The organism is Streptomyces sp. E11-3 (genome assembly GCF_046540415.1).
Taxonomy (GTDB): Bacteria; Actinomycetota; Actinomycetes; order Streptomycetales; family Streptomycetaceae; genus Streptomyces.
The window spans coordinates 2399565-2423212 of record NZ_JAZGRL010000001.1; the positions used below are offsets into that span (position 1 = coordinate 2399565).

At 71.0% G+C, this 23648-nt stretch carries 15 protein-coding genes; 7 read left to right on the top strand and 8 right to left on the bottom strand.

Translation table 11 applies throughout. From position 1 onward, the window contains the following. Positions 1–24: 24 nt before the first annotated feature. From U9R90_RS10745 to U9R90_RS10760, 4 genes are read right to left on the bottom strand one after another with little or no spacing between them, the layout of a single operon-like run. The gene (locus U9R90_RS10745; protein ID WP_411056184.1) at positions 25–705 is read right to left on the bottom strand and encodes a GTP-binding protein; all 681 of its coding nucleotides are present in this window, start codon (positions 703–705) and stop codon (positions 25–27) included. Then, the gene (locus U9R90_RS10750) at positions 686–1099 is read right to left on the bottom strand and encodes a DUF742 domain-containing protein (RefSeq protein ID WP_411056185.1); all 414 of its coding nucleotides are present in this window, start codon (positions 1097–1099) and stop codon (positions 686–688) included. Before U9R90_RS10750 ends, U9R90_RS10745 begins: the two co-directional genes overlap by 20 nt. After that, positions 1096–1638 (bottom strand): roadblock/LC7 domain-containing protein, encoded by a 543-nt coding sequence (locus U9R90_RS10755; RefSeq protein ID WP_411056187.1) that lies wholly within the window; start codon positions 1636–1638, stop codon positions 1096–1098. Before U9R90_RS10755 ends, U9R90_RS10750 begins: the two co-directional genes overlap by 4 nt. A gap of 8 nt (positions 1639–1646) precedes the next feature. Then, positions 1647–4739, bottom strand: coding sequence for a nitrate- and nitrite sensing domain-containing protein (locus U9R90_RS10760; protein ID WP_411056188.1), 3093 nt, complete (start codon positions 4737–4739; stop codon positions 1647–1649). 389 nt (positions 4740–5128) lie between these two features. Between U9R90_RS10760 and U9R90_RS10765 the strand changes: the two genes are divergently transcribed. Next, positions 5129–5974 (top strand): hypothetical protein, encoded by an 846-nt coding sequence (locus U9R90_RS10765; RefSeq protein WP_411056189.1) that lies wholly within the window; start codon positions 5129–5131, stop codon positions 5972–5974. A 64-nt stretch (positions 5975–6038) separates the two neighbouring features. On the opposite strand, the gene U9R90_RS10770 is transcribed toward U9R90_RS10765, so the two are convergent. After that, entirely contained in the window at positions 6039–6569 is a 531-nt protein-coding gene (locus U9R90_RS10770; RefSeq protein WP_411056190.1) for a MarR family winged helix-turn-helix transcriptional regulator, read from the bottom strand. A 221-nt stretch (positions 6570–6790) separates the two neighbouring features. Between U9R90_RS10770 and U9R90_RS10775 the strand changes: the two genes are divergently transcribed. Then, entirely contained in the window at positions 6791–7141 is a 351-nt protein-coding gene (locus U9R90_RS10775) for a DoxX family protein (protein WP_411056191.1), read from the top strand. Between the two features lie 117 nt (positions 7142–7258). After that, entirely contained in the window at positions 7259–7816 is a 558-nt protein-coding gene (locus U9R90_RS10780; RefSeq protein ID WP_411056192.1) for a hypothetical protein, read from the top strand. Between the two features lie 115 nt (positions 7817–7931). Here the strand turns inward: U9R90_RS10780 and lon are convergent, their stop codons facing one another. Next, the gene (lon, locus tag U9R90_RS10785) at positions 7932–10370 is read right to left on the bottom strand and encodes an endopeptidase La (protein WP_411056193.1); all 2439 of its coding nucleotides are present in this window, start codon (positions 10368–10370) and stop codon (positions 7932–7934) included. A 206-nt stretch (positions 10371–10576) separates the two neighbouring features. After that, positions 10577–12838 (bottom strand): MMPL family transporter, encoded by a 2262-nt coding sequence (locus tag U9R90_RS10790; RefSeq protein WP_411056194.1) that lies wholly within the window; start codon positions 12836–12838, stop codon positions 10577–10579. A 279-nt stretch (positions 12839–13117) separates the two neighbouring features. Here U9R90_RS10790 and U9R90_RS10795 point away from each other — a divergent pair, with 279 nt between their 5' ends. The 4 genes from U9R90_RS10795 to U9R90_RS10810 all read left to right on the top strand — a co-directional run bounded on the left by U9R90_RS10795 (position 13118) and on the right by U9R90_RS10810 (position 20475). Next, positions 13118–13831, top strand: a complete 714-nt coding sequence (locus tag U9R90_RS10795) for a spermidine synthase (protein ID WP_411056195.1) — start codon at positions 13118–13120, stop codon at positions 13829–13831. A gap of 61 nt (positions 13832–13892) precedes the next feature. After that, a complete protein-coding gene (locus U9R90_RS10800) occupies positions 13893–14630 on the top strand; it encodes a response regulator transcription factor (protein WP_411056196.1) in 738 nt (245 codons plus the stop codon). A gap of 734 nt (positions 14631–15364) precedes the next feature. Beyond that, positions 15365–16432, top strand: a complete 1068-nt coding sequence (locus tag U9R90_RS10805; protein WP_411057704.1) for an ATP-binding protein — start codon at positions 15365–15367, stop codon at positions 16430–16432. Positions 16433–16692: 260 nt separating this feature from the next. Next, positions 16693–20475, top strand: a complete 3783-nt coding sequence (locus U9R90_RS10810; protein ID WP_411056197.1) for a multifunctional oxoglutarate decarboxylase/oxoglutarate dehydrogenase thiamine pyrophosphate-binding subunit/dihydrolipoyllysine-residue succinyltransferase subunit — start codon at positions 16693–16695, stop codon at positions 20473–20475. 81 nt (positions 20476–20556) lie between these two features. On the opposite strand, the gene fxsT is transcribed toward U9R90_RS10810, so the two are convergent. Further along, on the bottom strand, positions 20557–23544 hold the full coding sequence (gene fxsT, locus U9R90_RS10815; protein WP_411056198.1) for an FxSxx-COOH system tetratricopeptide repeat protein: 2988 nt from the start codon (positions 23542–23544) through the stop codon (positions 20557–20559). Positions 23545–23648: the final 104 nt, after the last annotated feature.

Sequence of the window (23648 nt, forward strand, 5' to 3'; positions counted from 1 at the left end):
GCGGGGTGGGTGGGTTGGGTGGGCTTATTCGGGGGTGGCGTCGAGGGCGTGGCCGACCAGGGCGAGCAGGGTCTCGATGACCGTGATCCGGCGGCGCGCGTCCATGATCACCACGGGGGTGTGCGCGGGGAGCGTCAGGGCGTCGCGGACGTCCTCGGGCTCGTACTTCTCGGTGCCGTCGAAGTGGTTGACCGCGACGACATACGGAATCCCGCAGCTCTCGAAGTAGTCGAGGGCCGGGAAGCAGTCGGGCAGCCGCCTGGTGTCGGCGAGCACGACCGCGCCGATCGCGCCGCGCACCAGGTCGTCCCACATGAACCAGAACCGCTGCTGGCCGGGGGTGCCGAAGAGGTACAGGACCAGGTCGTCGTCGAGCGTGATGCGGCCGAAGTCCATGGCGACCGTGGTGGTCGTCTTGTCCGGGGTCGCGGTCAGATCGTCGTCTTCGCTGTCCTCGCTGGCCGAGGTCATCAGGGCCTCGGTCTGCAGCGGGGTGATCTCCGAGACGGAGCTGACCAGCGTGGTCTTGCCGACTCCGAAGCCGCCCGCGACCACGATCTTGGTGGCTATGGGGGCACGGGTGGTGTCGGTCTGCCAGGGCTGGGCGCCCTCTTCTTCCTCGACTGCCTCGGCCGCCTCGGCTTCCTGGGCCTTGGCGTTGGCCGCGGCTTCCGCGATGAGTGTGTCAGAGACGGCGGAGTCCACCCAGCACCCTTTCCAGCAGCGCGCGGTCCGGCTGACCCGGGCCGTGCCCGGTCCCGTACACACGGATCTTTCCCTGATCGGCGAGGTCGCTGAGCAGCACCCGGACCACGCCCAACGGCATCTTCAACAGCGCGGCGATCTCGGCGACCGTACGCATCCGGCGGCAGATCTCCACGATGGCGCGGAGTTCCGGGACGACACGGGTCTCCAGTGAGCCGTTGGCGAGTTCGCGCCGCTCGTCGGGTGCTTCGAGCGCGGTGTCGATGCGGGCGACGAAGGTTTCCACGAGCAGGACGTGCCCGAAGCGGGTGCGGCCGCCGGTGAGGGAGTACGGGCGTACTCGGGCGGGTTTGCGGTTGCCGCCGCGGATGGGCAGCTCGGCTGCTGTGCTCACTGGGCGCTCTCCATCGACTGGCGCAGTTCACTGCGGAGTTCGGGGGTGAGGACATGCCCGGCGCGGCCGACGAAGAGCGCCATGTGGTACGCGACGACGCTCATGTCGCAGTCCGGCCTGGCGTGTACGCCGAGCAGCGAGCCGTCGCTGATCGCCATCACGAAGAGGCTGCCTTCGGCCATGGCGACCATCGTCTGCTTGACGCCGCCGCCGTCCATCAGCTTGGCGGCGCCGACGGTGAGGCTGCAGATGCCCGAGACGACCGTGGCGAGGTCTGCGCTTGAGCCCTTGGGGCCCTGCGGGCTGGCCTGGCCAGCGCGCTGCTGCAGCCTGCCGGGGTCGGAGGAGAGCAGCAGCAGGCCGTCGGAGGAGACCACGGCCACCGAGTGCAGGCCGGGGACCTCCTCGACGAGGTTGGTCAGCAGCCACTGCAGGTTCCGGGCCTCGCTGCTGAGTTCCGCTCTCGAATCGCTCGCATCGCTCGCGTCGCTCAGGTCACTTGGGTCACTTGGGGCGCTCGGGGTACTGGGCGTACGCATGGGCGCAGTCAACTGCGGGCCTCCTCGACTGTGTCCCCCATGTCCTTTGCGGTCCGATCGGTTTCCGCGGTTTCCGTGTCTTCCGCGGCTTCAGCGGCTTCAGCGGCTTCAGTGGATTCCGCTGTCCGGTCGGTTTCCGCACTGCCTTCCGAGAGTTCGGCCTCGACATCGCGGCGGCCGTCCCTCGCCCCCTGATAGAACCCGCCGAGCCTGCGGCGCAGCGCGTCGGCGTCGACGGAACCGGCACCGGGCCGGGCGGGTGCCGGTACCGGGGCCGTGATCTTGGGCGTCCGCTTGGGCAGCCCCTTGTCGGTGACGCGCTCCCACTTCGGTGCGGGGGGCGCGGTGTCGGTGTCGGCGTCGGTGTCGGTGTCGGCCTCTGGGTGGGCCTGCTCGGCGTCGTCGCTCGCGGGCTCGGGTTCGGGTTCGGCCGACCTGGGAGCGGGGATCGCGGGCGCGGGGATCTTGAGCTCCGGGATCTCGGGCTCGGGCTGGGCGTCCGCGTCTTCCGCCTCGGCGTCGGCGTCAGCGTCTGCGGGCGCGTCGGCGCTGGTGTCGGCGTCGGTGTCCGTATCGGCGCTGGTGTCAGTGGCCGCGTCGGCTCCGGCTGCGCTGCCGCCGTAGACGCCGGTGCCGCTGACCGTCTCGGCTTCGGCAACCGCGTCCACGCCCGTGTCCGCCTCCACGTCCGCGTCCGCCGTCGTCTCGGTCTCGTGGGAGCGGAGGGTTTGCTCGGCCGCGGTGATGAGCGGGTCGTCCGACGGGGACGGCGGGGTGCGGCCGGCCCGGAGGACGTTGGAGTTGGCCTCGGCCTCGGAGCCGGGGAGATGGACGGCCGGGGCCGCGCCCGGGACCGGGGCACTGGGCTGCGCGGCCACCACCGTGGACGGCGTCGCGGCGAGGACCGGCTTCGGCAGGACCACGACCGCCGCGACGCCGCCCTGCGTCTGCTCGCGCAGCTGGACCCGGGCGCCGTGCCGCTCGGCGAGCCGGGCGACCACGTACAGGCCGAGGCCGAGGCCGCCGTCCCGCTCGTGCGGCTCCTCGGGGTCGAAGTCCGAGAGGCGGGAGTTGAGTTCGCGCAGCCGCTCCGAGGTCATGCCGATGCCCTCGTCCTGCACCGAGAGCATGACCTCGCCGCTCTCCAGGAGCCACCCGGAGACCTCGACCGAGGCGTCCGGCGGCGAGAACGAGGTCGCGTTCTCCAGGAGTTCGGCGACCAGGTGGCTGATGTCGTCCGCGGCGAACCCGGCGAGGTGCGCGTGCTGCGGCAGCGAGGAGATCCGTACCCGCTCGTAGCGCTCGATCTCGCTGACCGCGGCCCGCAGGACGTCGATCAGCGGGACCGGACCCGGGTGGGCGTGCTTGTGCTCGGCGCCGGCGAGGATCAGCAGGTTCTCGTTGTGGCGGCGCATGACCGTGGCGAAGTGGTCGAGCCGGAAGAGGGTGGCGAGGCGCTCGGGGTCCTGCTCGCGGTCCTCCAGGTTCTCGATGACCGCCAGTTGCCGCTCGACCAGGCCGAGGGTGCGCAGTGCCAGGTTGACGAAGGTCCCCTCGACGCTGTGCCTGACCTGCTCCAGATGGGCGGTCGCGTCGGACAGCTCGCGGCGCAGGTCCTCGCGCTCCTCGGCGAGGGTCTCGCGGCGGCCGACCAGGTGCTTGCGGTCGCTCTCCAGGGCGGTGAGGCGATCCCGCAGCTTCGCCGTGTGCGCGTGCAGCGTGTTGACGGAGCGTACGACCTGGGCGAACTCGTCGTTGCGGCCGGTGAAGCGCACCGGCTCGTCGGTGGCCGGGTCGTCGGCGATCCGGGCGGTGCCCAGGCGCAGTACGGCGAGCGGCCGGGTCAGCGTACGGGCGACACCCGTCGCGACGCCGACGGCGAGCAGCAGGAGCGCGCCGACGATCGCGATCCGGATCTCCAGCGCGGTGACGTCGTCGTCGCGCAGCTGGGCGATCCTGGCGGTGCGCTCCGCGGTGAGGCTGTTCTCGACGCTGCGCAGCTGCTCCACGCGGGCGGAGAGCGCGGCGTCGATCTTGCCGCGGTCCAGGTCGAGTTCGGCGGCCGAGAGTGTCGGCTTGTCGGTGAGGCGGGCGAGGTACTTCTCCGCCGTGGTGATCTCGGGTCCGGTGACCGTGGAGCGGAGCTTGGCCTGGTCCACACCGGGCGCGGCGCGCTCGAAGTCGGCGCGGGCGACCTCTTCGCCGATCCTGGCCTGCTGGGCGGCGGCGCTCAGTTCGTCGCGGCGGGCGTCCAGCGGGGATTCGGGGGTGCTGGTGACGTACTGGCCGGTGATCGGGTCGAAGGTGGTGACGGGCTCGGGCCGCGGTGTGGCGAGCGCGGCCAGGAGCAGCCCGCGGCTGGCGGTGGCCTGTTCGACGGCACGGTCCAGGTCGGCGAGCGCGCGGCTGCCGGCGCCCGCGCGCGGCGGGAGCTGGTCGGCGAGGCTCTCGGTGAGGGCGTGCAGTTCGGCGATGGCGTCGCTGTACGCGGTGTGCGCGTCCAGCGCGGTGCCCTTGCCGGTGAGCGCGGCCCGCCGTACGCCGGAGATGGCGTCGAGGTCCTTGCGCAGCCCGCTGGGCGCCTCGGCGCGCAGTTCGGTGATCTGCCGGTCGACTCGGGCGCTGCCGCTCTCGTCGGGCCCCTTGCCCTTGGGGCGGCCGGCGGCGATGTACGACGTGACCTGGTCGCGCTCGTCGGAGAGCGAGTGGGCCAGGACGACGGCGCGCTGGGTGCGTTTGGCGAGCGTGACCAGGCTCTGTGTTTCGGCCAGTTGGTCGGTGGACGACAGCAGGGCGGGGGCACCGGCTCCGGCGACCGCGGCGGCGACCACGGCGACGGCGATGATCAGTCGGCTGCGTACCCGGACCTTGCGGCCGGTGGGTCCGGCGGGTCCGGTGGGTCCGGCGGGTCCGGTGGGTCCGGCGGGTCCGGTGGTTCCGGCGGGTCCGGTGGTTTCGGTGGGATCCGGTGCCGGTGCGGGGGCCGCGCCGTCGGTCTGCTCCGGGGCCGTCAGCTCCGCGACGGTCTGGTCCGTGCCAGTCCGCTCAGTGCCCACATCGGCCTTGCCGCCGTTGCCACCTTTGCCACGCGGCCGCTTCATCTGCACCGGTGCTCGCAATCTCGATGTTCTCGTTTCCTCGCCCCCGGAAGGGCACTGAAAGTGTTGCTCGGGCGCCCATCCGACCCGGTGACGAAGAGTCAACACAGGCACCACTGGTACGGCACTGACCCTTCCAGCGCGCTGGGACAGGAGCCGCCCATCACTCGCCAGGCCACCCGAAGGAGTGAACATCGGCGGAAGGGGGCGGGCAAGTCCTCGCGGCACGCGCATCGGCCGTGCTCGGAGCGCCGGTTGGACTGGCCGGGCGCGCTTTGGCAAGATGCCCCGCCGCGCGCTTCCGGAACGAAGCAATCCACCCAAATCCCGCCTGGTGACGTGCCTCAAGGGGCCTGCGGGCGCGCCGTGAAGGGCTCGTGCAGACTGGCGGGATGCGCATGGAACTCGCCACGGACCCCGGCCATCCCGAACGCCCCAACGAGGACTACGTGTCGGTGGCACTGCCCGCCTCGGGTCAGGGCGGTTCGCTGGTTCTGCTCGATGGCGTGACCCCGCCGGCGGGCGACGACGGATGTCTGCATTCCGTTCACTGGTTCACCGCGCGCCTCGGTGGCACCCTGGGTGAACTGTCCGTTTCGCGACGAGATTTGACGCTGGCCGAGGTGTTGGGCCATGCGATCGGGCGCACCGCCGACACCCACCGCGACACGTGTGATCTTTCTCACCCTCGCACGCCTCAGGCAACCGTCGTCCTGGCCCGCTGGGACGCGGACCGCGTGGAGTATCTGGTGCTCTCCGACTCCGCGCTGCTGGTCGAGGGGCCGAACGGCTCGGTCACCGCCGTACTCGACGACCGGCTGGACACGCTGCCGCCGCGGGTACGGGAGCTGGGCGCCGCGGCCCGCGCCCTGCCGCACGGCTCGGCCGAACGCGAGGCCGCGGTGGGTGAGTACAGGGCGGCGGTGGAGGCGCTGCGCAACGCGGAGGGCGGCTTCTTCACGGCGGCCGCCGATCCCTCGGTGGCGGCGCGGGCGGTCACCGGGACGCTGCCCCGGGCCGAGGTCACCGCGCTGGCCGCGCTCACCGACGGGGCCGGGCGCTGGGTGGAGATGTTCGACGAGGGGAGCTGGGCGGACTGCTTCGCGCTGCTGCGCAAGGAGGGCCCGCGGTCGCTGATCGACCGGGTGAGGGCGCTGGAGACGGCGCGGGCGGAGTCAGGACCGGCGTTCCGGTGGAAGGCGCACGACGACGCGGCGGCGGTGTTCGCGGAACTCTAGGGTCCGCGCCCCCCTTCTCCTTGGCCCTTTACTCCTCTTACTCCTCCTACTCCTCTTACTCCTCCTACTCCTCGGCTCCTGAGTTCAGCTGGCCGAGGAGTCGGGCCAGTTCGGCCACCTCGCGGCGGTCCCAGTCGGCGAGTTTGCGTACGTACTGGGCGCGGCGGGCCTCGCGGACCGTGGTGAAGCGTTCCCTGCCCTCGTCGGTGAGGCGGATCAGGGACGCGCGGCCGTCTGCGGGGTCCGGTTCCCTGGTGACCAGGCCGAGTTGCTCCAGGGCCCGCAGCTGGCGGCTCATGGTCGCCTTGCCGACGCCGATGTACCCGGCGAGCGCGGTGGCCCGCTGCGCGCCGCACTCGGCGAGGCGTACCAGTAGTCCGTACGCGGCGGGCTCCAGGTCGGGGTGTACGGCGCGGGCCATCTCGCCCGATGAGGCGCGGGCGCGGCGCAGAAAGACCGTCAGTTCGCGCTCCAGTGCGAGGAACTCCTGGTCGGCGCCGTACTCCGGCTCGGTGTCCCCGACCGGTTCCGCGCCGGTCCCCGGCTTGGTGTGCCCGACCGGTTCCTCGCCGCTCTCGTGCACGTCAGCACCCACCGAATCGCCTTCCCGAACGTCGACCGCGGCCGTTGCCGCAGCTGGTCCAGTATTTCGCAGGCGTAGACCAGGGGCAGCCCTGAGGCCCTCCTGGACGGGCGAGCATGGGCCAATGGCTGACTTCGCGCGACGTCGGGGCGGCCGGGTCCTACCCTGGAAGCCGGGTCCTACCCTGGACAGGGTGTCGCCCCGCCACGCGGACGGCCCTGCGGAGGTGCCTCATGTTCCTCGCCACCGCCATCGTCTCGGCGCTGCTCGCCGCGGTACTGACCGGGTCCGCGCTGATGAAGCTCAGCCACCGCCCGTCCGTGGTGGAGACGTACGCCAAGCTCGGCGTACCCGAGAGCCGCCTCAACGCCCTGGCCACGCTCCTCATCGCGGGCGCGGCGGGCCTGGTCGTCGGCCTCTTCTGGGAGCCGATCGGTATCGCCGCGGCGATCTGCCTGGTCCTCTACTTCTTCGGCGCGATGGGCTTTCACATACGAGCCGACGACTTCAAGAGCCTGCCGGTACCGGCCTCCCTGACCATCCTGGCCGCCGTCGCGCTGGCCCTGCGCCTGGCATCGCTCTAGAGCGGGGCGCTCCATCCTCTTTCCTTCCCGATTCTGACCTGCGACGACGCGGCTGATCGCGGCTACCATCCGGGGACGGAACCACGGGGCAGGGAGCGGGCGGGGGACATGTCGGGTATGGCGGCAGTGGCAGCGGCCGAGTCGGAGAGCGCCAGCGGGCTCTTCCTGCTCGTGTGGGGTATCGCGGCGACGGCGTTCGGCTGGACCGTGGCCACCGACTTCCACGGGGCCGCGAGGCGCATGGTCCAGCGCTCCGCCCATCGCGGGCAGTCCATCGCGGGACTCCAGCCGGTCCGGTTCGTCCGCATCGTCGCGGGCTTCTTCGCGGTGCTCGGCCCGGTGATGCTCGTCCGAGGGGCGCGCGGCCTTGGCAGCGACGGCATCGGAACGTTCTTCCCGCGGCTTCCGCTCGGATTCGCCGTCATGGCGATGGTCTGGTCCCTCGCCGGTGTCGTCGTGGTCTGGCGGCGGACCCGGAGCCCCCTGCGCTGGGCGTGGTCGGGCGGTCCGTCGCAGCGGGCCGCCGCGGTGATCGGGACCGTCGTGGGGCCGCTGCTTCCCTTGTCGCTCTGGACCGGTTACGGCTGGCTGTCCGCCGCGATCGTGCTGGTCGGCGTCGCCGCGGGGGTCGTACTTCTCGTCGGTTCCCACCCCCGCGCCAGCGACCAGACCTGACGACGAGGACGAAGCCAGCGCAGACGGCAGAGGCGCCGCACGGACCGGACAGCCGCGCGGCCCGGGTCCCGGTGTGTACCGGAGCCCGGGCCGACACCGCCGACGGACCGTGTCGTCACGCCGCCACCGGCACCTCCGACGACGCCGCGCTGTTCGCCGGGGACAGGGCCAGTTCCAGGACCTGGCGGACGTCCGTGACCGGGTGGACGTCCAGCTTGTCCAGGATCTCGGCGGGGACGTCGTCCAGGTCGGCCTCGTTCCGCTTGGGGATCACCACGGTGGTGATGCCCGCGCGGTGCGCGGCCAGCAGCTTCTGCTTCACGCCGCCGATGGGCAGGACGCGGCCGGTGAGGGAGACCTCGCCGGTCATCGCCACGTCCGTACGGACCAGGCGGCCCGACAGGAGCGAGGCGAGTGCGGTCGTCATGGTGACGCCCGCGCTCGGGCCGTCCTTGGGGACCGCGCCCGCGGGGAAGTGGATGTGCACGCCGCGGTCCTTCAGGTCGCCGACCGGCAGCTCCAGCTCCGCGCCGCGTGAGCGCAGGAAGGAGAGCGCGATCTGCGCGGACTCCTTCATGACGTCGCCGAGCTGACCGGTGAGGGTGAGTCCTGAGCCGCCTGTCTCCGGGTCCGCGAGGGACGCCTCGACGTACAGCACGTCGCCGCCCGCGCCGGTCACCGCGAGCCCGGTGGCCACACCGGGTACGGCGGTCCGCCGCTCGGCCGGGTCCTGGGCGGACTCCGGGACGTGGTGCGGCCGCCCGATCAGGTCGCGCAGCTCGGCGTCCGTCACTGTGAACGGCAGCTCGCGCCCGCCCAGCTCGTGCTGGGCCGCGACCTTGCGCAGCAGTCGCGCGATGGAGCGCTCCAGGTTCCGTACGCCCGCTTCCCGGGTGTACTCGCCCGCGAGCTTGCGCAGTGCCGACTCGTCGAGCGTGACCTCGTCCTTCTCCAGACCGGCCCGTTCCAGCTGCCGGGTCACCAGGTGGTCGCGGGCGATGACGACCTTCTCGTCCTCGGTGTAGCCGTCGAGCCTGACCAGCTCCATACGGTCGAGCAGCGCCTCCGGGATGGCCTCCAGGACGTTCGCCGTCGCCAGGAAGACGACGTCGCTCAGGTCGAGTTCGACCTCCAGGTAGTGGTCGCGGAAGGTGTGGTTCTGCGCGGGGTCCAGGACCTCCAGGAGGGCCGCGGCCGGGTCGCCGCGGAAGTCGGAGCCGACCTTGTCGATCTCGTCGAGCAGGACGACCGGGTTCATCGAGCCCGCCTCCTTGATGGCCCGTACGATCCGGCCGGGCAGGGCCCCCACGTACGTACGCCGGTGGCCGCGGATCTCCGCCTCGTCCCGTACGCCGCCGAGCGCGACCCGGACGAACTTGCGCCCCATCGCGTGCGCCACGGACTCGCCGAGCGAGGTCTTGCCGACGCCGGGCGGACCGACCAGGGCGAGCACCGCTCCGCCGCGCCGGCCGCCGACCACGCCGAGTCCGCGCTCGCCACGCCGCTTGCGGACCGCCAGGTACTCGGTGATCCGCTCCTTCACGTCCGCAAGGCCCGCGTGCTCGGCGTCCAGGACGGCCTGGGCGCCGGGGATGTCGTACGCGGTCGCGTCATCGGTTCGCTCGTTCCAGGGGAGTTCCAGGACGGTGTCCAGCCAGGTGCGGATCCAGGAGCCCTCGGGTGACTGGTCGGACGACCGCTCCAGCTTGTCGACCTCCTTGAGGGCGGCCTCGCGCACCTTCTCCGGCAGGTCGGCGGCCTCGACGCGGGCCCGGTAGTCGTCGGACTCCTCGCCCTCGGACTCGCCGTTGATCTCGCGCAGTTCCTTGCGTACGGCGTCCAGCTGGCGGCGCAGCAGGAACTCGCGCTGCTGCTTGTCCACGCCCTCCTGGACGTCCTTGGCGATGGACTCGGCGACGTCCTGCTCGGCGAGGTGCTCGCTGAGCCAGCCGATGGCCAGCTTCAGGCGGGCGACCGGGTCGGCCGTCTCCAGGAGCTCCACCTTCTGGTCGGTGGACAGGAAGGGCGAGTAGCCGGAGTTGTCGGCGAGCTGCGAGATGTCCTCGATCTGCTGGACGCGGTCCACGACCTGCCAGGCGCCCCGCTTGCGCAGCCAGCTGGTGGCGAGCGCCTTGTACTCCTTGGCCAGCTCGGCGACGGAGCCGGGCAGCGGCTCGGGCACGGCCTCCTCGACCTCGGCGCCCTCGACCCACAGGGCCGCGCCGGGCCCGGTGGTGCCCGCGCCGATCTTGACGCGGTGGCGGCCGCGGATGAGCGCGCCGGGGTCGCCGTCGGCGAGACGGCCCACCTGCTCGACGGTGCCGAGCACACCGGTGCTCGCGTACGTCCCGTCGATCCGCGGCACCAGCAGCACCTTCGGCTTGCCGGTATCGGACCGCGCGGCGGCCTGGGCGGCCTCCACGGCGGCGCGCACATCGGTGTCGTTCAGGTCCAGCGGCACCACCATGCCGGGCAGTACTACCTCGTCGTCGAGCGGCAGCACGGGCAGGGTGAGCGAGGTGTACGCCTTGGACCCAGCGGACTCAGTAGCCATGATCTCCCCTTCGGCATTCAAGTTGAGCTGTACGGACTCAATGCTTGTGAGCCTGGGGATGTTCCCTTGAGGGCGTTCGCTGTGAGCGATCAGGTGCTGCTCTTGTGTACTGGCATGTACTGGCATACGTGCGCAGGCACCAGACGGCTCCGTGAGCCGTCTGGTGCCTGGGGTAACGCACGCGAGGGGCGGGGAAGTCCCGTGTGTCAGCCCCGCTGCGCGGACATCGGCTCCGCCTCCGACCTGGCGGGCGCGGGCGCCGACGCGGGTTCCGGGGCCTCGTCGTGGGTGAGGTCCGGGAGCCAGTTCAGCCAGCGCGGGAAGTACCAGTTGCGATCGCCGAGCAGGGCCATCACCGCGGGCAGCAGCACCGCGCGGATGATCGTCGCGTCGATGAGTACGGCCACCGCGAGGCCGACGCCCATCTGCTTCATGGACTGCATCGACAGGGTGCCGAAGATCGAGAACACGGCGACCATGATCACGGCCGCGCTGGTGACGACCCCGGCCGTGGTGACGACGCCGTGGGTGATCGCGTCGCGGGTCGTCCGCCCCTGGAACTTCGCCTCGCGAATCCGGGAGACGACGAACACGTGGTAGTCCATCGACAGGCCGAAGAGGATCACGAACAGGAACAGCGGCAGCCAGGAGATGATCGCCCCGACGCCCTCGGCGCCGACCAGCGAGGCGCCCCAGCCGTACTGGAAGACGGCCACCAGGACTCCGTACGCCGCCCCCACCGACAGCAGGTTCAGCACGATCGAGGTGATCGCGATCGTCAGCGACCTGAAGCAGAGCAGCATCAGCAGGAACGCGAAGACGACGACGAAGGCGAAGACCGGCGCCACGGCCGAGACGATCTGCTTGTTGAAGTCGTGCGATCCGGCGATCATGCCGGTGACCGGCGCCTCCAGGCCGTCGACCTGGCCCAGCGTCGCGGGCCGTACCTCGTCCCGGATCAGCTTCAGGCTCTTCACCGCCGCGTCCTGGTCCGAGCCGCCGACCAGCGGCACGGAGATGACCGCGACGTTCTGCTTCTCGTGCGTGACGACCTCGACCGGGCCGCGTGAGGCGCCCGAACTGACCGCCCGCTCACGGAAGTCCGCGATGGCGCTCTGGGTTTCCGGCGCGGAGATGTCGGTGGCCTTGACCACCACCTCCGCCGGTTCCGAGCCACCGGGGAAGGCCTCGTTGACCCGGTCGTACGTGGCGACGATCGGCAGCGAGTCGCCGAACTCCTGGTCCAGGGACAGGTTCTGGGTCTTCATTCCGAGCGCGGGCATCGCGACAGCGACCAGGGCTCCCGCCGCGACCAGCACGGAGACGGCCGGGCGCTTGAGCACGGTGCGGAGCACCGCGTGCCACATACGGCTCTCACCGTTCGCGTCGGACCGCTTGAGCCGCCTGAGGAACGGCACCCGCCCCTTCTCGACCCGCTCGCCGAGCAGCGACAGCAGCGCCGGCAGTACGGTCACCGAGCCGACCATCGCCACCGCGACGACCATCAGCGAGGCCAGGCCCATCGCCTGGAACTCGGCGAGCCCGGTGAACAGCATTCCGGCCATCGCCACACAGACCGTCACACCGGACACGATGATCGCCCGGCCACTGGTGGCCGCCGCGATCTCAATGGCGTCGCGTGCGTTCCGCCCCGCGGCCCGCTCCTCGCGCTCCCGGCGCAGATAGAACAGGCAGTAGTCGACGCCGACGGCGAGACCGACGAGCAGCATCACGGAACTGGCCGTCTCGCTCATCGGCTGCACCTGGCTGACGACCGCCATCAGGCCCATCGTCGCGATGATCGCCGAGATGGCGAGCAGTACCGGAAGCAGGGCCGCGACCAGCGCCCCGAAGGCGATCAGCAGGATGCCGAAGGCGACCGGCACGGCGGAGAACTCCGCCTGCTTGAAGTCGTCCCCGAAGGCGTCGTCGAAGGTCTTGCCCATGCTGGCGCCGCCGATTTCGGCGATGTACAGCTCACCGCTGTGCTTCTTCTGCACGCCGTCGACGGCCGCGAGCACCGGCTCGATACGGTCGGTCGCGGTCTCCGGGTCACCGCGGATGTTGAACTGGACGAGTGCGCTGCGCCCGTCCTTGGAGATGGTGTCGGTGTCGTACGGCGAGGTCACGTCCGCGACCTTGCCGGTGCCCTCGACGGCGGCGACGACCTCGTCGACGGCCGTACGGAATCCGGTGTCGGTGGCCGTGAGGCCCTTCTTCTCGGCCTGGATGAGAACCGTCTCGCCAGCGGGTTCATCGATTCCCAGCTCATCGATGATCTTTGCGGCGCGGCTGGTCTCACCCTTCAGCTGGTCGCTCTGCTCGACATCCTTCTGCCCGGTCGCCGAGCCGCCCACCATGGCGAGCACGACGAACGCCACCCAGATGCCGACGGCTGCCCATCGGTGACGGGCGCTCCAGGCGCCCGCACGGGCGGCGATCCCCCGCGCCCTCGTGTCTCGATTCATGTGGTGTACCTCCTCCACTGACGCTAGGCGCGGACGCGGGCCCGCTCGTCGTGCTGTCCGGCGAACTCCTGGACCGCGGAGTCATCCGAACGGATGGCTGTCAGCTCCACATAAAGGAGGAACGAAGCCCCTTACATCTATCGGGAGTTCGCGGTACGCGAGTCAGGGTTACCGGTGGTCCCGGGCGCACAGCCCGCCACCGCGGCCGGGGCCGCAGGGCGCGGGCCGAAGGGGCCAGGGCCTGACGGCTCGCCGGGGCCCCTGCGGCAGGATGGGGGCATGCGAGACGCGTACAACTCCGCTGAACCCGTTGTCCTGGATCGCCGAGAGGGCCCGTACGGCGAGGTCGCGCTACGGCGGCACGGGGAGCTGCTGCAGATCATCGCCAACGGGTGCTTTCTGATGGACACCTCGGACGGCCGCTCCGAGCGGCTGCTCGTCGACGCGGCGGGCGCGGCGCTCGGAGAGCAGCACGCGGCGGCGCCCGGAGAGCGGGCCGCGCCGAGTCTGCTGATCGGCGGCCTCGGCGTCGGGTTCTCGCTGGCGCACGCGGCCGCGGACCCGCGCTGGGGCCGGATCGCGGTCGTCGAGCGTGAGGAGGCCATCATCGACTGGCACCTCGGGGAGCCGGGACCGCTGGCCGCCGTGTCGGGTCCGGCGCTGCGGGACCCGCGTACCGAGATCCTGCACACCGACCTCGTCGCGTATCTGCACACCTCGGAAGAGCGCTACGACGCGCTGTGCCTGGACATCGACAACGGCCCCGACTGGACCGTCACCGAGGACAACGAGAGCCTCTACTCGCCCGCCGGACTCGCCGCCTGCCAGGCGCGGCTCACCCCCGGCGGCGTACTCGCCGTGTGGTCCGCGCAGCCGTCAGCCGATTTCGAACAGGCTTTGCGGAATGCCGGATTCCGGGGGGTGCGTACCGAAGAGATGCCGGTTGCCCGGGGCGTTCCGGACGTAGTGCATCTCGGCAACAGGGCTGCGTAGCCGCACCGTGGCTCGTGCCCTTACTCTGCTGGCTGACACGGATCACTTCAGGGGCGGGGCGATGGAGCAGACACACACCTCCCACAACGGCACGGCGGCCACGCCGGGCGCACAGCGGCGGGTGCTGGTGGTCGAGGACGACCTGACGATCGTCGATGCCATAGCCGCCCGGCTGCGGGCCGAGGGTTTTGTCGTACAGACGGCGGGTGACGGACCCGCGGCCGTGGAAACCGCCCAGGCATGGCAGCCGGACCTGCTGATCCTGGACATCATGCTGCCCGGGTTCGACGGGCTCGAGGTGTGCCGGCGGGTCCAGGCGCAGCGACCGGTGCCGGTGCTGATGCTGACGGCGCGGGACGACGAGACCGACATGCTGGTCGGGCTCGGGGTCGGCGCCGACGACTACATGACCAAGCCGTTCTCGATGCGGGAGCTCGCCGCGCGGGTGCATGTCCTGCTGCGAAGAGTGGAGCGCGCGGCGCTCGCCGCGACCACGCCGCGCAGTGGCATCCTCCGCCTCGGCGAACTGGAGATCGACCACGCCCAGCGGCGGGTCCGGGTGCGCAGCGAGGACGTCCACCTGACGCCTACCGAGTTCGACCTGCTGGTCTGCCTGGCGAACACGCCGCGCGCGGTGCTCTCCCGCGAGCAGCTGCTCGCGGAGGTCTGGGACTGGGCGGACGCGTCCGGTACGCGGACCGTGGACAGCCACATCAAGGCCCTGCGCCGGAAGATCGGCGCGGAGCGCATCCGTACGGTGCACGGCGTCGGCTACGCGCTGGAGAGCCCGGCGCCATGACCACCGGGTCCGACGCGACGGGGACCGGGCCCGACGCAGCGGGCACCGGGCCCGACGCGACGGTTGACGGGTCCGCCGCGACGGTTGACGGGTCCGGTTCTACGGACACCACCAGTCCTGGCTCTACGGACGCCACCGGGGCCGGGGCTGCGGGCGTCAGGCCCGGCCCTACGGACACCAGCAGGCCTGGGCCCGCGGACACCGGGTGCGGCCCTACAGACACCAAGCCCGGCCCCACGGACATCACCGGGCCCGGGCCCGCGGACGCCGAGTGCGGCCCTGCGAACACCGAGCCCGGCCCTACGGACGCCACCGAGCCCGGCCCTACGGACATCAGCAGGCCCGGGCCCGCGGACGCCGAGCCCCGCCTGACGGACACCACCAGGCCCGGGCGTACGGGCGCCAGGCCCAGCCCTACACACACCAAGCCCGGCTCCCCGGACACCACCAGGCCCGGGCCCCCGGACGCCGGGGGCGGCCCGGCGGTCGGCCGCAGGCCCGACCCGACCGGCCGCAGGCCCGAGGCGACCGGCCTCAGGCCCGACCCGACCGGTCGCGGCCCAAGCGGTCGCGGCCCGAGCGGTCGCGGCCCGAGCGGTCGCGGCCCGAGCCCCGTGGGCGCCGAGCCCGACGCCCAGGCCGACCCCGGCGCCGCCCCCCACACTCCGGGGCTCGTCCCCAGGCCCCGCCCGACCCGCCCGACGGGCGGCCCGCTGTGGCGGTGGCTGCGCGAGCTGCGGCCGTTCTCGATCAAGACCAAGCTCGGGACGCTGGTGGTCGTCTCGGTGTTCATCACCACCGGGCTGCTGATGGTCGCGCTGCGCACCCAGACCGAGCTCCGCTTCATCACCGTCTTCTCGGTGATCGCGACCCTGCTGATCACCCAGTTCGTGGCGCACTCGCTGACCGCCCCGCTGGACGAGATGAACACCGTCGCCCGTTCCATCTCGCACGGCGACTACACCCGCCGGGTCCGCGGCGCCGACCGCCGCGACGAGCTCGGCGACCTGGCCGGGACCATCAACCGCATGGCGGAGGATCTGGAGGCCCAGGACCGGCACCGCAAGGAGCTGGTGGCGAACGTCTCACACGAGCTGCGCACCCCGATCGCCGCGCTACGGGCGGTCCTGGAGAACGTGGTGGACGGGGTGTCGGCCGCCGACCCGGAGACCATGCGGACGGCCCTGAAGCAGACCGAGCGCCTCGGCGGCCTGGTGGAGACCCTGCTCGACCTGTCCCGCCTGGACAACGGCGTGATACCGCTGCGGGCCCGCCGCTTCGAGGTCTGGCCCTATCTGTCCGGGGTGCTGAGGGAGGCACAGCTGCCGGGCGCGGCCGCGTCCCAGCGCCGCGGGATGCTCTCCTCGTCGGGGCGGCACACCCGTACGGACGTGCATCTGCATCTCGACGTCTCGCCGCCCGAGCTGACCGCGCACGCCGACGCCGAGCGGCTGCACCAGGTGGTGGCGAACCTGATCGACAACGCGGTGAAGCACAGCCCGCCGCACGGCCGGGTCACCGTACGGGCCAGGCCGGGCGCGGCCCCCGAGTCGCTCACCCTGGAGGTGCAGGACGAGGGGCCCGGCATCCCGCGGTCCGAGTGGCACCGGGTCTTCGAGCGCTTCAACCGCGGCCACGCCGCGACCCCGCACGGCCCGGAGAGCGACGGCGGTACGGGTCTGGGGCTCGCGATCGCCCGCTGGGCGGTCGATCTGCACGGCGGCCGGATCGGAGTGGCCGAATCCCCTCGCGGCTGCCTCATCCAGGTCACCCTTCCGGGTATTCCCTGGTCACACGTTTGACGTAGGGTTCGAATTCAAGCCGCGAGTTCGGATGAGCTCCCGGCCAAGGGTGCGGACATCCAGGGCCGTGACCCTTCTCTCAAGCGTGCCTCACACGCCGGAACCCCGCTTGTTTCCCGCCATTCCCACGCCCGAAACACGGCTCACGGTGTGACTTACGCGACGTATGGCCCGCCCGGTCTGCACCTCTCGGCCCTGGAGGCGTAGCCTTGATTCCCGCTGTCCACCACCTTGTGAAGCGGAAGAGGGCGGTTACCGCCGTGTCGCCACAGTCCCCCAGTAACTCGAGCGTCTCGACCGACCAAGACGGGCAGGGCAAGAACCCTGCAGCCGCGTTCGGTCCCAATGAGTGGCTCGTCGACGAGATCTACCAGCAGTACCTCCAGGACCCGAATTCAGTCGACCGCGCCTGGTGGGACTTCTTCGCCGACTACAAGCCGGGCGGCACGGTCGCACCGGCGAAGCCGACGGAAAGCCCCGCACCGGGTGCCGCAGCCGCGGGGGCTGCGGGCACCGCGACGCCGCCCCAGGCCGCGCCGAGCGCTCCCAAGCAGGCTCCCCCGGCCGCCGCCGCACCGGCGAAGCCCGCCGAGAAGCCCGCGCCGGCCGTGAAGGCCGCCCCGGCTCCCGCGAAGCCGGCCGCAGCCAAGGCCGAGCCGGCGAAGGAGGCCCCCGCGGGCCCCGAGTACGTCGCCCTGCGCGGCCCCTCCGCCGCCGTCGCGAAGAACATGAACGCCTCGCTGGAGGTGCCGACGGCGACGTCCGTCCGCGCGGTCCCGGTGAAGCTGCTCTTCGACAACCGCATCGTCATCAACAACCACCTCAAGCGCGCCCGTGGCGGGAAGATCTCCTTCACCCACCTCATCGGGTACGCGATGGTGCAGGCCATCAAGGCCATGCCGTCGATGAACTACTCCTTCGTGGAGAAGGACGGCAAGCCCACCCTGGTCAAGCCGGAGCACGTCAACTTCGGCCTGGCGATCGACCTGGTGAAGCCCAACGGCGACCGCCAGCTGGTCGTCGCGGGCATCAAGAAGGCCGAGACCCTGAACTTCTTCGAGTTCTGGCAGGCCTACGAGGACATCGTCCGGCGCGCCCGCAACGGCAAGCTCGGCATGGACGACTTCACCGGCGTCACGTGCTCGCTGACCAACCCCGGCGGCCTCGGCACGGTCCACTCGGTGCCCCGTCTGATGCCCGGACAGTCCGTCATCATGGGTGTCGGCTCGATGGACTACCCGGCCGAGTTCCAGGGCACCTCGCAGGACACCCTGAACAAGCTGGGCATCTCCAAGGTCATGACGCTCACGTCGACCTACGACCACCGCGTCATCCAGGGCGCCGCCTCCGGCGAGTTCCTGCGCATCGTCGCCAACTTCCTCCTCGGCGACGAGAGCTTCTACGACGAGATCTTCAAGTCGCTGCGCATCCCCTACGAGCCGGTCCGCTGGCTGCGGGACATCGACGCCAGCCACGACGACGACGTCACCAAGGCCGCCCGGGTCTTCGAGCTGATCCACTCCTACCGTCAGCGCGGCCACATCATGGCCGACACGGACCCGCTGGAGTACCGCCAGCGCAAGCACCCCGACCTGGACATCACCGAGCACGGCCTCACCCTGTGGGACCTGGAGCGCGAGTTCGCGGTCGGCGGCTTCGCCGGCAAGTCGATGATGAAGCTGCGCGACATCCTGGGCGTGCTGCGCGAGTCGTACTGCCGCACCACCGGCATCGAGTTCATGCACATCCAGGACCCCAAGCAGCGCAAGTGGCTGCAGGACCGGGTGGAGCGCGCCACCAGCAAGCCGGAGCGCGAGGAGCAGCTGCGCATCCTGCGCCGGCTGAACGCCGCGGAAGCCTTCGAGACGTTCCTGCAGACCAAGTACGTCGGCCAGAAGCGCTTCTCGCTCGAGGGCGGCGAGTCCGTCATCCCGCTGCTCGACGCGGTCATCGACTCGGCCGCCGAGGCGCGCCTGGACGAGGTCGTCATCGGCATGGCCCACCGCGGCCGGCTGAACGTCCTGGCGAACATCGTCGGCAAGTCGTACGCCCAGATCTTCCGCGAGTTCGAGGGCAACCTCGACCCGAAGTCGATGCACGGCTCCGGCGACGTGAAGTACCACCTGGGCGCCGAGGGCACCTTCACCGGCCTGGACGGCGAGCAGATCAAGGTCTCGCTGGTCGCGAACCCCTCGCACCTGGAGGCGGTCGACCCGGTCCTGGAGGGCGTCGCCCGCGCCAAGCAGGACATCATCAACAAGGGCGGCACGGACTTCACGGTCCTGCCGGTCGCCCTGCACGGTGACGCGGCCTTCGCGGGCCAGGGCGTGGTGGCGGAGACGCTCAACATGTCCCAGCTGCGCGGCTACCGCACCGGCGGCACGGTCCACGTGGTGATCAACAACCAGGTCGGCTTCACGGCCGCCCCGGAGTCCTCGCGCTCCTCCATGTACGCCACCGACGTGGCCCGCATGATCGAGGCGCCGATCATCCACGTGAACGGCGACGACCCGGAGGCCTGCGTCCGCGTGGCGCGCCTGGCCTTCGAGTTCCGCCAGGCGTTCAACAAGGACGTCGTGATCGACCTCATCTGCTACCGCCGCCGCGGTCACAACGAGGGCGACAACCCGCAGTTCACCAACCCGCAGATGTACTCGCTGGTCGACAAGAAGCGCTCGGTGCGCAAGCTCTACACCGAGTCGCTCATCGGCCGCGGCGACATCACCCTGGAAGAGGCCGAGCAGGCCCTGCAGGACTACCAGGGCCAGCTGGAGAAGGTCTTCACGGAGGTCCGTGAGGCCGCCACCCAGCCGGGTGAGCACGTGGCCGTGGACCCGCAGGCCGGGTTCCCGGAGCCCGCGTCCACGGCGATCTCCCAGGAGGCCGTCAAGCGGATCGCCGAGTCGCAGGTCAACATCCCCGACCGGATCAAGGTCCACCCGCGCCTGATGCCGCAGATGACGCGCCGCGCGTCCTCCGTGGAGGACGGCACGATCGACTGGGGCATGGGCGAGACCCTCGCCATCGGCTCGCTGCTGATGGAGGGCGTCCCGGTCCGGCTGTCAGGACAGGACACCCGCCGTGGCACCTTCGGTCAGCGGCACGCGGTCCTCGTCGACCAGGAGACCGGCGAGGACTACACCCCGCTGCAGTACCTGACCGAAGACCAGGCCCGCTACAACGTCTACGACTCGCTGCTCTCGGAATACGCCTGCATGGGCTTCGAGTACGGCTACTCGCTGGCCCGCTCCGAGGCGCTGGTGATGTGGGAGGCGCAGTTCGGCGACTTCGTCAACGGCGCGCAGACCGTCGTGGACGAGTTCATCTCCTCGGCCGAGCAGAAGTGGGGCCAGACCTCCGGCGTCACGCTGCTGCTGCCGCACGGCTACGAGGGCCAGGGCCCGGACCACTCGTCCGCGCGTCCCGAGCGGTTCCTGCAGATGTGCGCGCAGAACAACATGACGGTCGCCATGCCGACCCTCCCGTCGAACTACTTCCACCTGCTGCGCTGGCAGGTGCACAACCCGCACCACAAGCCGCTGGTCGTCTTCACCCCGAAGTCGATGCTGCGACTGAAGGCGGCGGCCTCCAAGGCGGAGGAGTTCACCACGGGCGGCTTCCGTCCCGTCATCGGCGACGCCACGGCCGACCCGGCCGAGGTCCGCAAGGTCGTCTTCTGCGCGGGCAAGGTCTACTACGACCTTGAGGCCGAGCGGGTCAAGCGCGGTGCCACGGACACGGCGATCATCCGCATCGAGCGCCTGTACCCGCTGCCGGGTGCCGAGCTCCAGGCGGAGATCTCCAAGTACCCGAACGCCGCGAAGTACCTGTGGGTCCAGGAGGAGCCGGCGAACCAGGGTGCCTGGCCGTTCATCGCGCTCAACCTGATCGACCACCTGGACCTGGCCGTCGGCGCCGACATCCCGCACGACGAGCGCCTGCGCCGCATCTCGCGGCCGCACGGCTCGTCCCCGGCGGTCGGCTCCGCGAAGCGCCACCAGGCGGAGCAGGAGCAGCTGGTGCGTGAGGTGTTCGAGGCCTGATCGCCTGACCTGAGCAGCCGAAGGGCCCGGCATCCCCTGGGGGTGCCGGGCCCTTGCGTGTGGTCGGCCGGTGTGGACCGGTCAGACGATCAGGGACTCGAAGTCCCAGTACGGCCGGTTCCTGGCCCTGGCGGAGATGGTGTGCACGTGCTGGGAGCCGAGCGTGGTCACCAGGTCGCCCAGGGCCTCGTCCTCGGTCTTCTCGGCCTGTTGGCGGTCCCGCAGTCCGCGCAGGTCGGCGGCGAGCGCGATCCGGGCGGACAGGGTCAGCGGGTGGGTCCTGCCGAGGGTCTCGGTGGCCCTGGAGACCGTGGCCCGGCTGAGCGCGGCCGCCGATTCCAGGTCACCGGCGAGGTTGTGCGCCGCGGCGGCGTTGATGGCGCAGCCGAGCGTCCACGGGTGGGCCTCGCCGACGGCTTGGGTCAGGTCGGCGAGCGCCTTGTCGATGAGGGCGTGGGCCTCGCTTCGTTCCCCGACGTTGCGCAGGATGAGCGCCTGGTTGGCCTTGGCGCCCGCGACATAGGGGTGGCCGTCCCCGAGCATCTGCTCGTACCGGGCGATGACCGACTCGCTGGTCTCCCTGGCCTGGTCGATGTCGCCGTGCTCACGGGCGTAGCAGCTCTGGCCGACCGCGAACTCCACGGTGAGCGGGTCCGCGTCGCCCAGGACGCGTTCACTGCGCTCCAGGACCCGGGCGAGCAGCGCTCCGGCCTTCTCCCGGTCGCCAACACGGTAGTGGCACAGCGCCAGGTTGTACTCGGCGCGCAGCGTCTGCGGGTTGTCCCGGCCCATCACGATCCGGTGTACCCGTGCGCTCTGCGCCTGGAGTGACTCGGCCTCGCTGTAGCGGCCGAGCAGGCGCAGGTCCAGGGCGTACGAGATCTCGGAGGAGAGCGCCCAGTTGTGCCGGGCGCGCAGCAGTTGCCGTCGGGCTTCCAGGGTGCGCAGGTCCAGGTCGAGTGCCTCCTGGTAACGCCCGAGCAGACGCAGCGAGACCGCGACGTTGTTCTGGGCGCTCAGCGTGCGCGAGTCCTGCTCCCCCAGCAGATCCTGATAGCCGGTGAGCACCCGGCCGGACAGTTCCAGGGCGTCCTCGTAGCGGGCCAGGCCCCGCAGGTCGGCGGCGAGACCTGACGCGGCACGGAGGTGGTCCAGGTCCTGAGGACCGCGTTCCGCTCGCAGGTGGTCGACCACGGCGCGGTCGATGGGTTCCGTACGCGCGTACTCGCCGACCGTCCGCAGCAGGTTGGCGTAGTGGTGGGTGAGGTCCCAGATGCGGGGGTGGGTCTCGCCCAGCAGCTCCTTCCAGGCGGCCAGGGCCCGCTCGCCGAGCTTGATGCCGGGTGTGTACTCGCCGGAGAGGTACATATAGCGCAGGCAGTTCAGGACCAGCGACTGCACGGCCGGATCGGTGGTGCGCAGCACGTCGGCGTACTTGAGGTGCGGGACGATCTCGGCGTAGCGCGGCCACAGGCGGGTGTCGGTGGGGCGGCCGGGGTCGGCCGCCGCCAGCGCACGGCGGACGACGTCGATGAACTCCTCGCGGTCCGCGTCCGGCATGTCGCGGTGGACGATCTGGTGGACCATCCGGTGCAGATACAGCGACTCGCCGGAAGGGGCAGCCTCGTCGGATGACGTCTCGTAGGGCTCGATGCGGACCACCGAGTACTGCCGCAGCTGGTTGACCGCCTTGTTCCACAGCAGCGGGTCATTCAGCAGTCCGACCAGCTGCTCGGGCAGTTCGCCGCGCGGCATCTCCTTGAGGATCCTCACCGGAATGCTGCCCGGCGCGAAGAACGTACACAGTCGCAGCAGGCCGACGGACTCCGGCACGGTGTCGCGGAGCTTGTTCAGCAGTATCGACCAGGCGGTCTGGAAGGCGAGCGGAAAGTCGGCCGAGACCTTGACCACGTCCTGGTCGATGCCGCCTTCGAGCAGCTGGATGTACTCCTGGACGGAGAGGTCGGAGTCGTTCAGCCAGCCGCCCGTCTGATCCAGGAGCAGGGGAAGGTCCCCCAGCGCGTCGGCCAGCAGATCCGCCTCCGGCTCGGTCAGCCGGGGCGCGCGGCGGCGGATGAAGGCCACGGACTCCACCCGTTCGTAGACGGGGATCTCCAGGAGGCTGCTGTTGTGCTCGCCCCATTCGGGGTTGCGCGAGGTGATCAGGACGTGGCCGGGTCCGGTGGGGACGAGGTCCCAGATCTGGTCGGGTTCGTCGGCGCCGTCGAGGACCACGAGCCAGCGCGCGTACGGGTCGCCGCGGCGCAGCGCGTCCCCGACGGCGCGCATCCGCTCGCCGTACTCGGCCCCGGTCGACAGGTTCAGGGCGGGGGCCAGCTCGGCCATCCGCCGCCGGTAGGTGCCGCGGTTCCCGGCGCCGACCCACCAGACGACGTCGTACTCGGAGCCGAAGCGGTAGACGTACTCGGCGGCCAGTTGGGTCTTGCCCACGCCCGACATGCCGTGCAGGGTGACCACTCGGGCGCCTTGTCCGGAGGCCTGCAACAGGTGGTAAGCGTCGTTCAGCAGTGGTTCCCGGCCGGTGAAGCGGGTGTTGCGGCGGGGTACGCCGCCCCAGACCTCGGGGGTGTCGGCAGGGAAGCGGGGGCCGTGCCTGCCGGCCTGCGGCGCCTTCGCGGGAGGTTCGGCGGGTAGCCCCAGGGCTTCCATGACGCGCTTCTCGGCCTCGTCGGAGCCGACGTTGGTGAGGTCGTAGGCGCCGAAGACGCTGCTGGCGCTGGGCACGGCCGAGGTGGTGACAGAGACGGCGGCGAACCGGTCGGGGTCGGGCGCGACGACCTCGCGCAGGGCGGTGTTCCACTCCTTGTGGGTGCGCGGCCCCAGTTCGAAGTACCACGCGCTGAGGATGACCAGGATCTTCCCGGGCGCCAGCTTCAGATCACGCAGCGACTCCTCCAACGGCACCTGGACCGACGGGTCCCACCGCTGGAGAACGACCCGGTGGCCGCGGCGTTCCAGGCGGTTCCCGATCCACGCTGCCCAGGGCCGGTTGAAACCGGCGAAACTGATCGTGATCGTTTGCCTGACCGCTGTACGAGCTCCAGACATGCAGCCGCCTCCCTGCGCCGTTTTAGAGTCCGGCAAGCGTCCACGATAGCCGTCGCCATACCCGGCAACCGGCTGCGGTTTACAGTCAACTTCCCATGGACGGA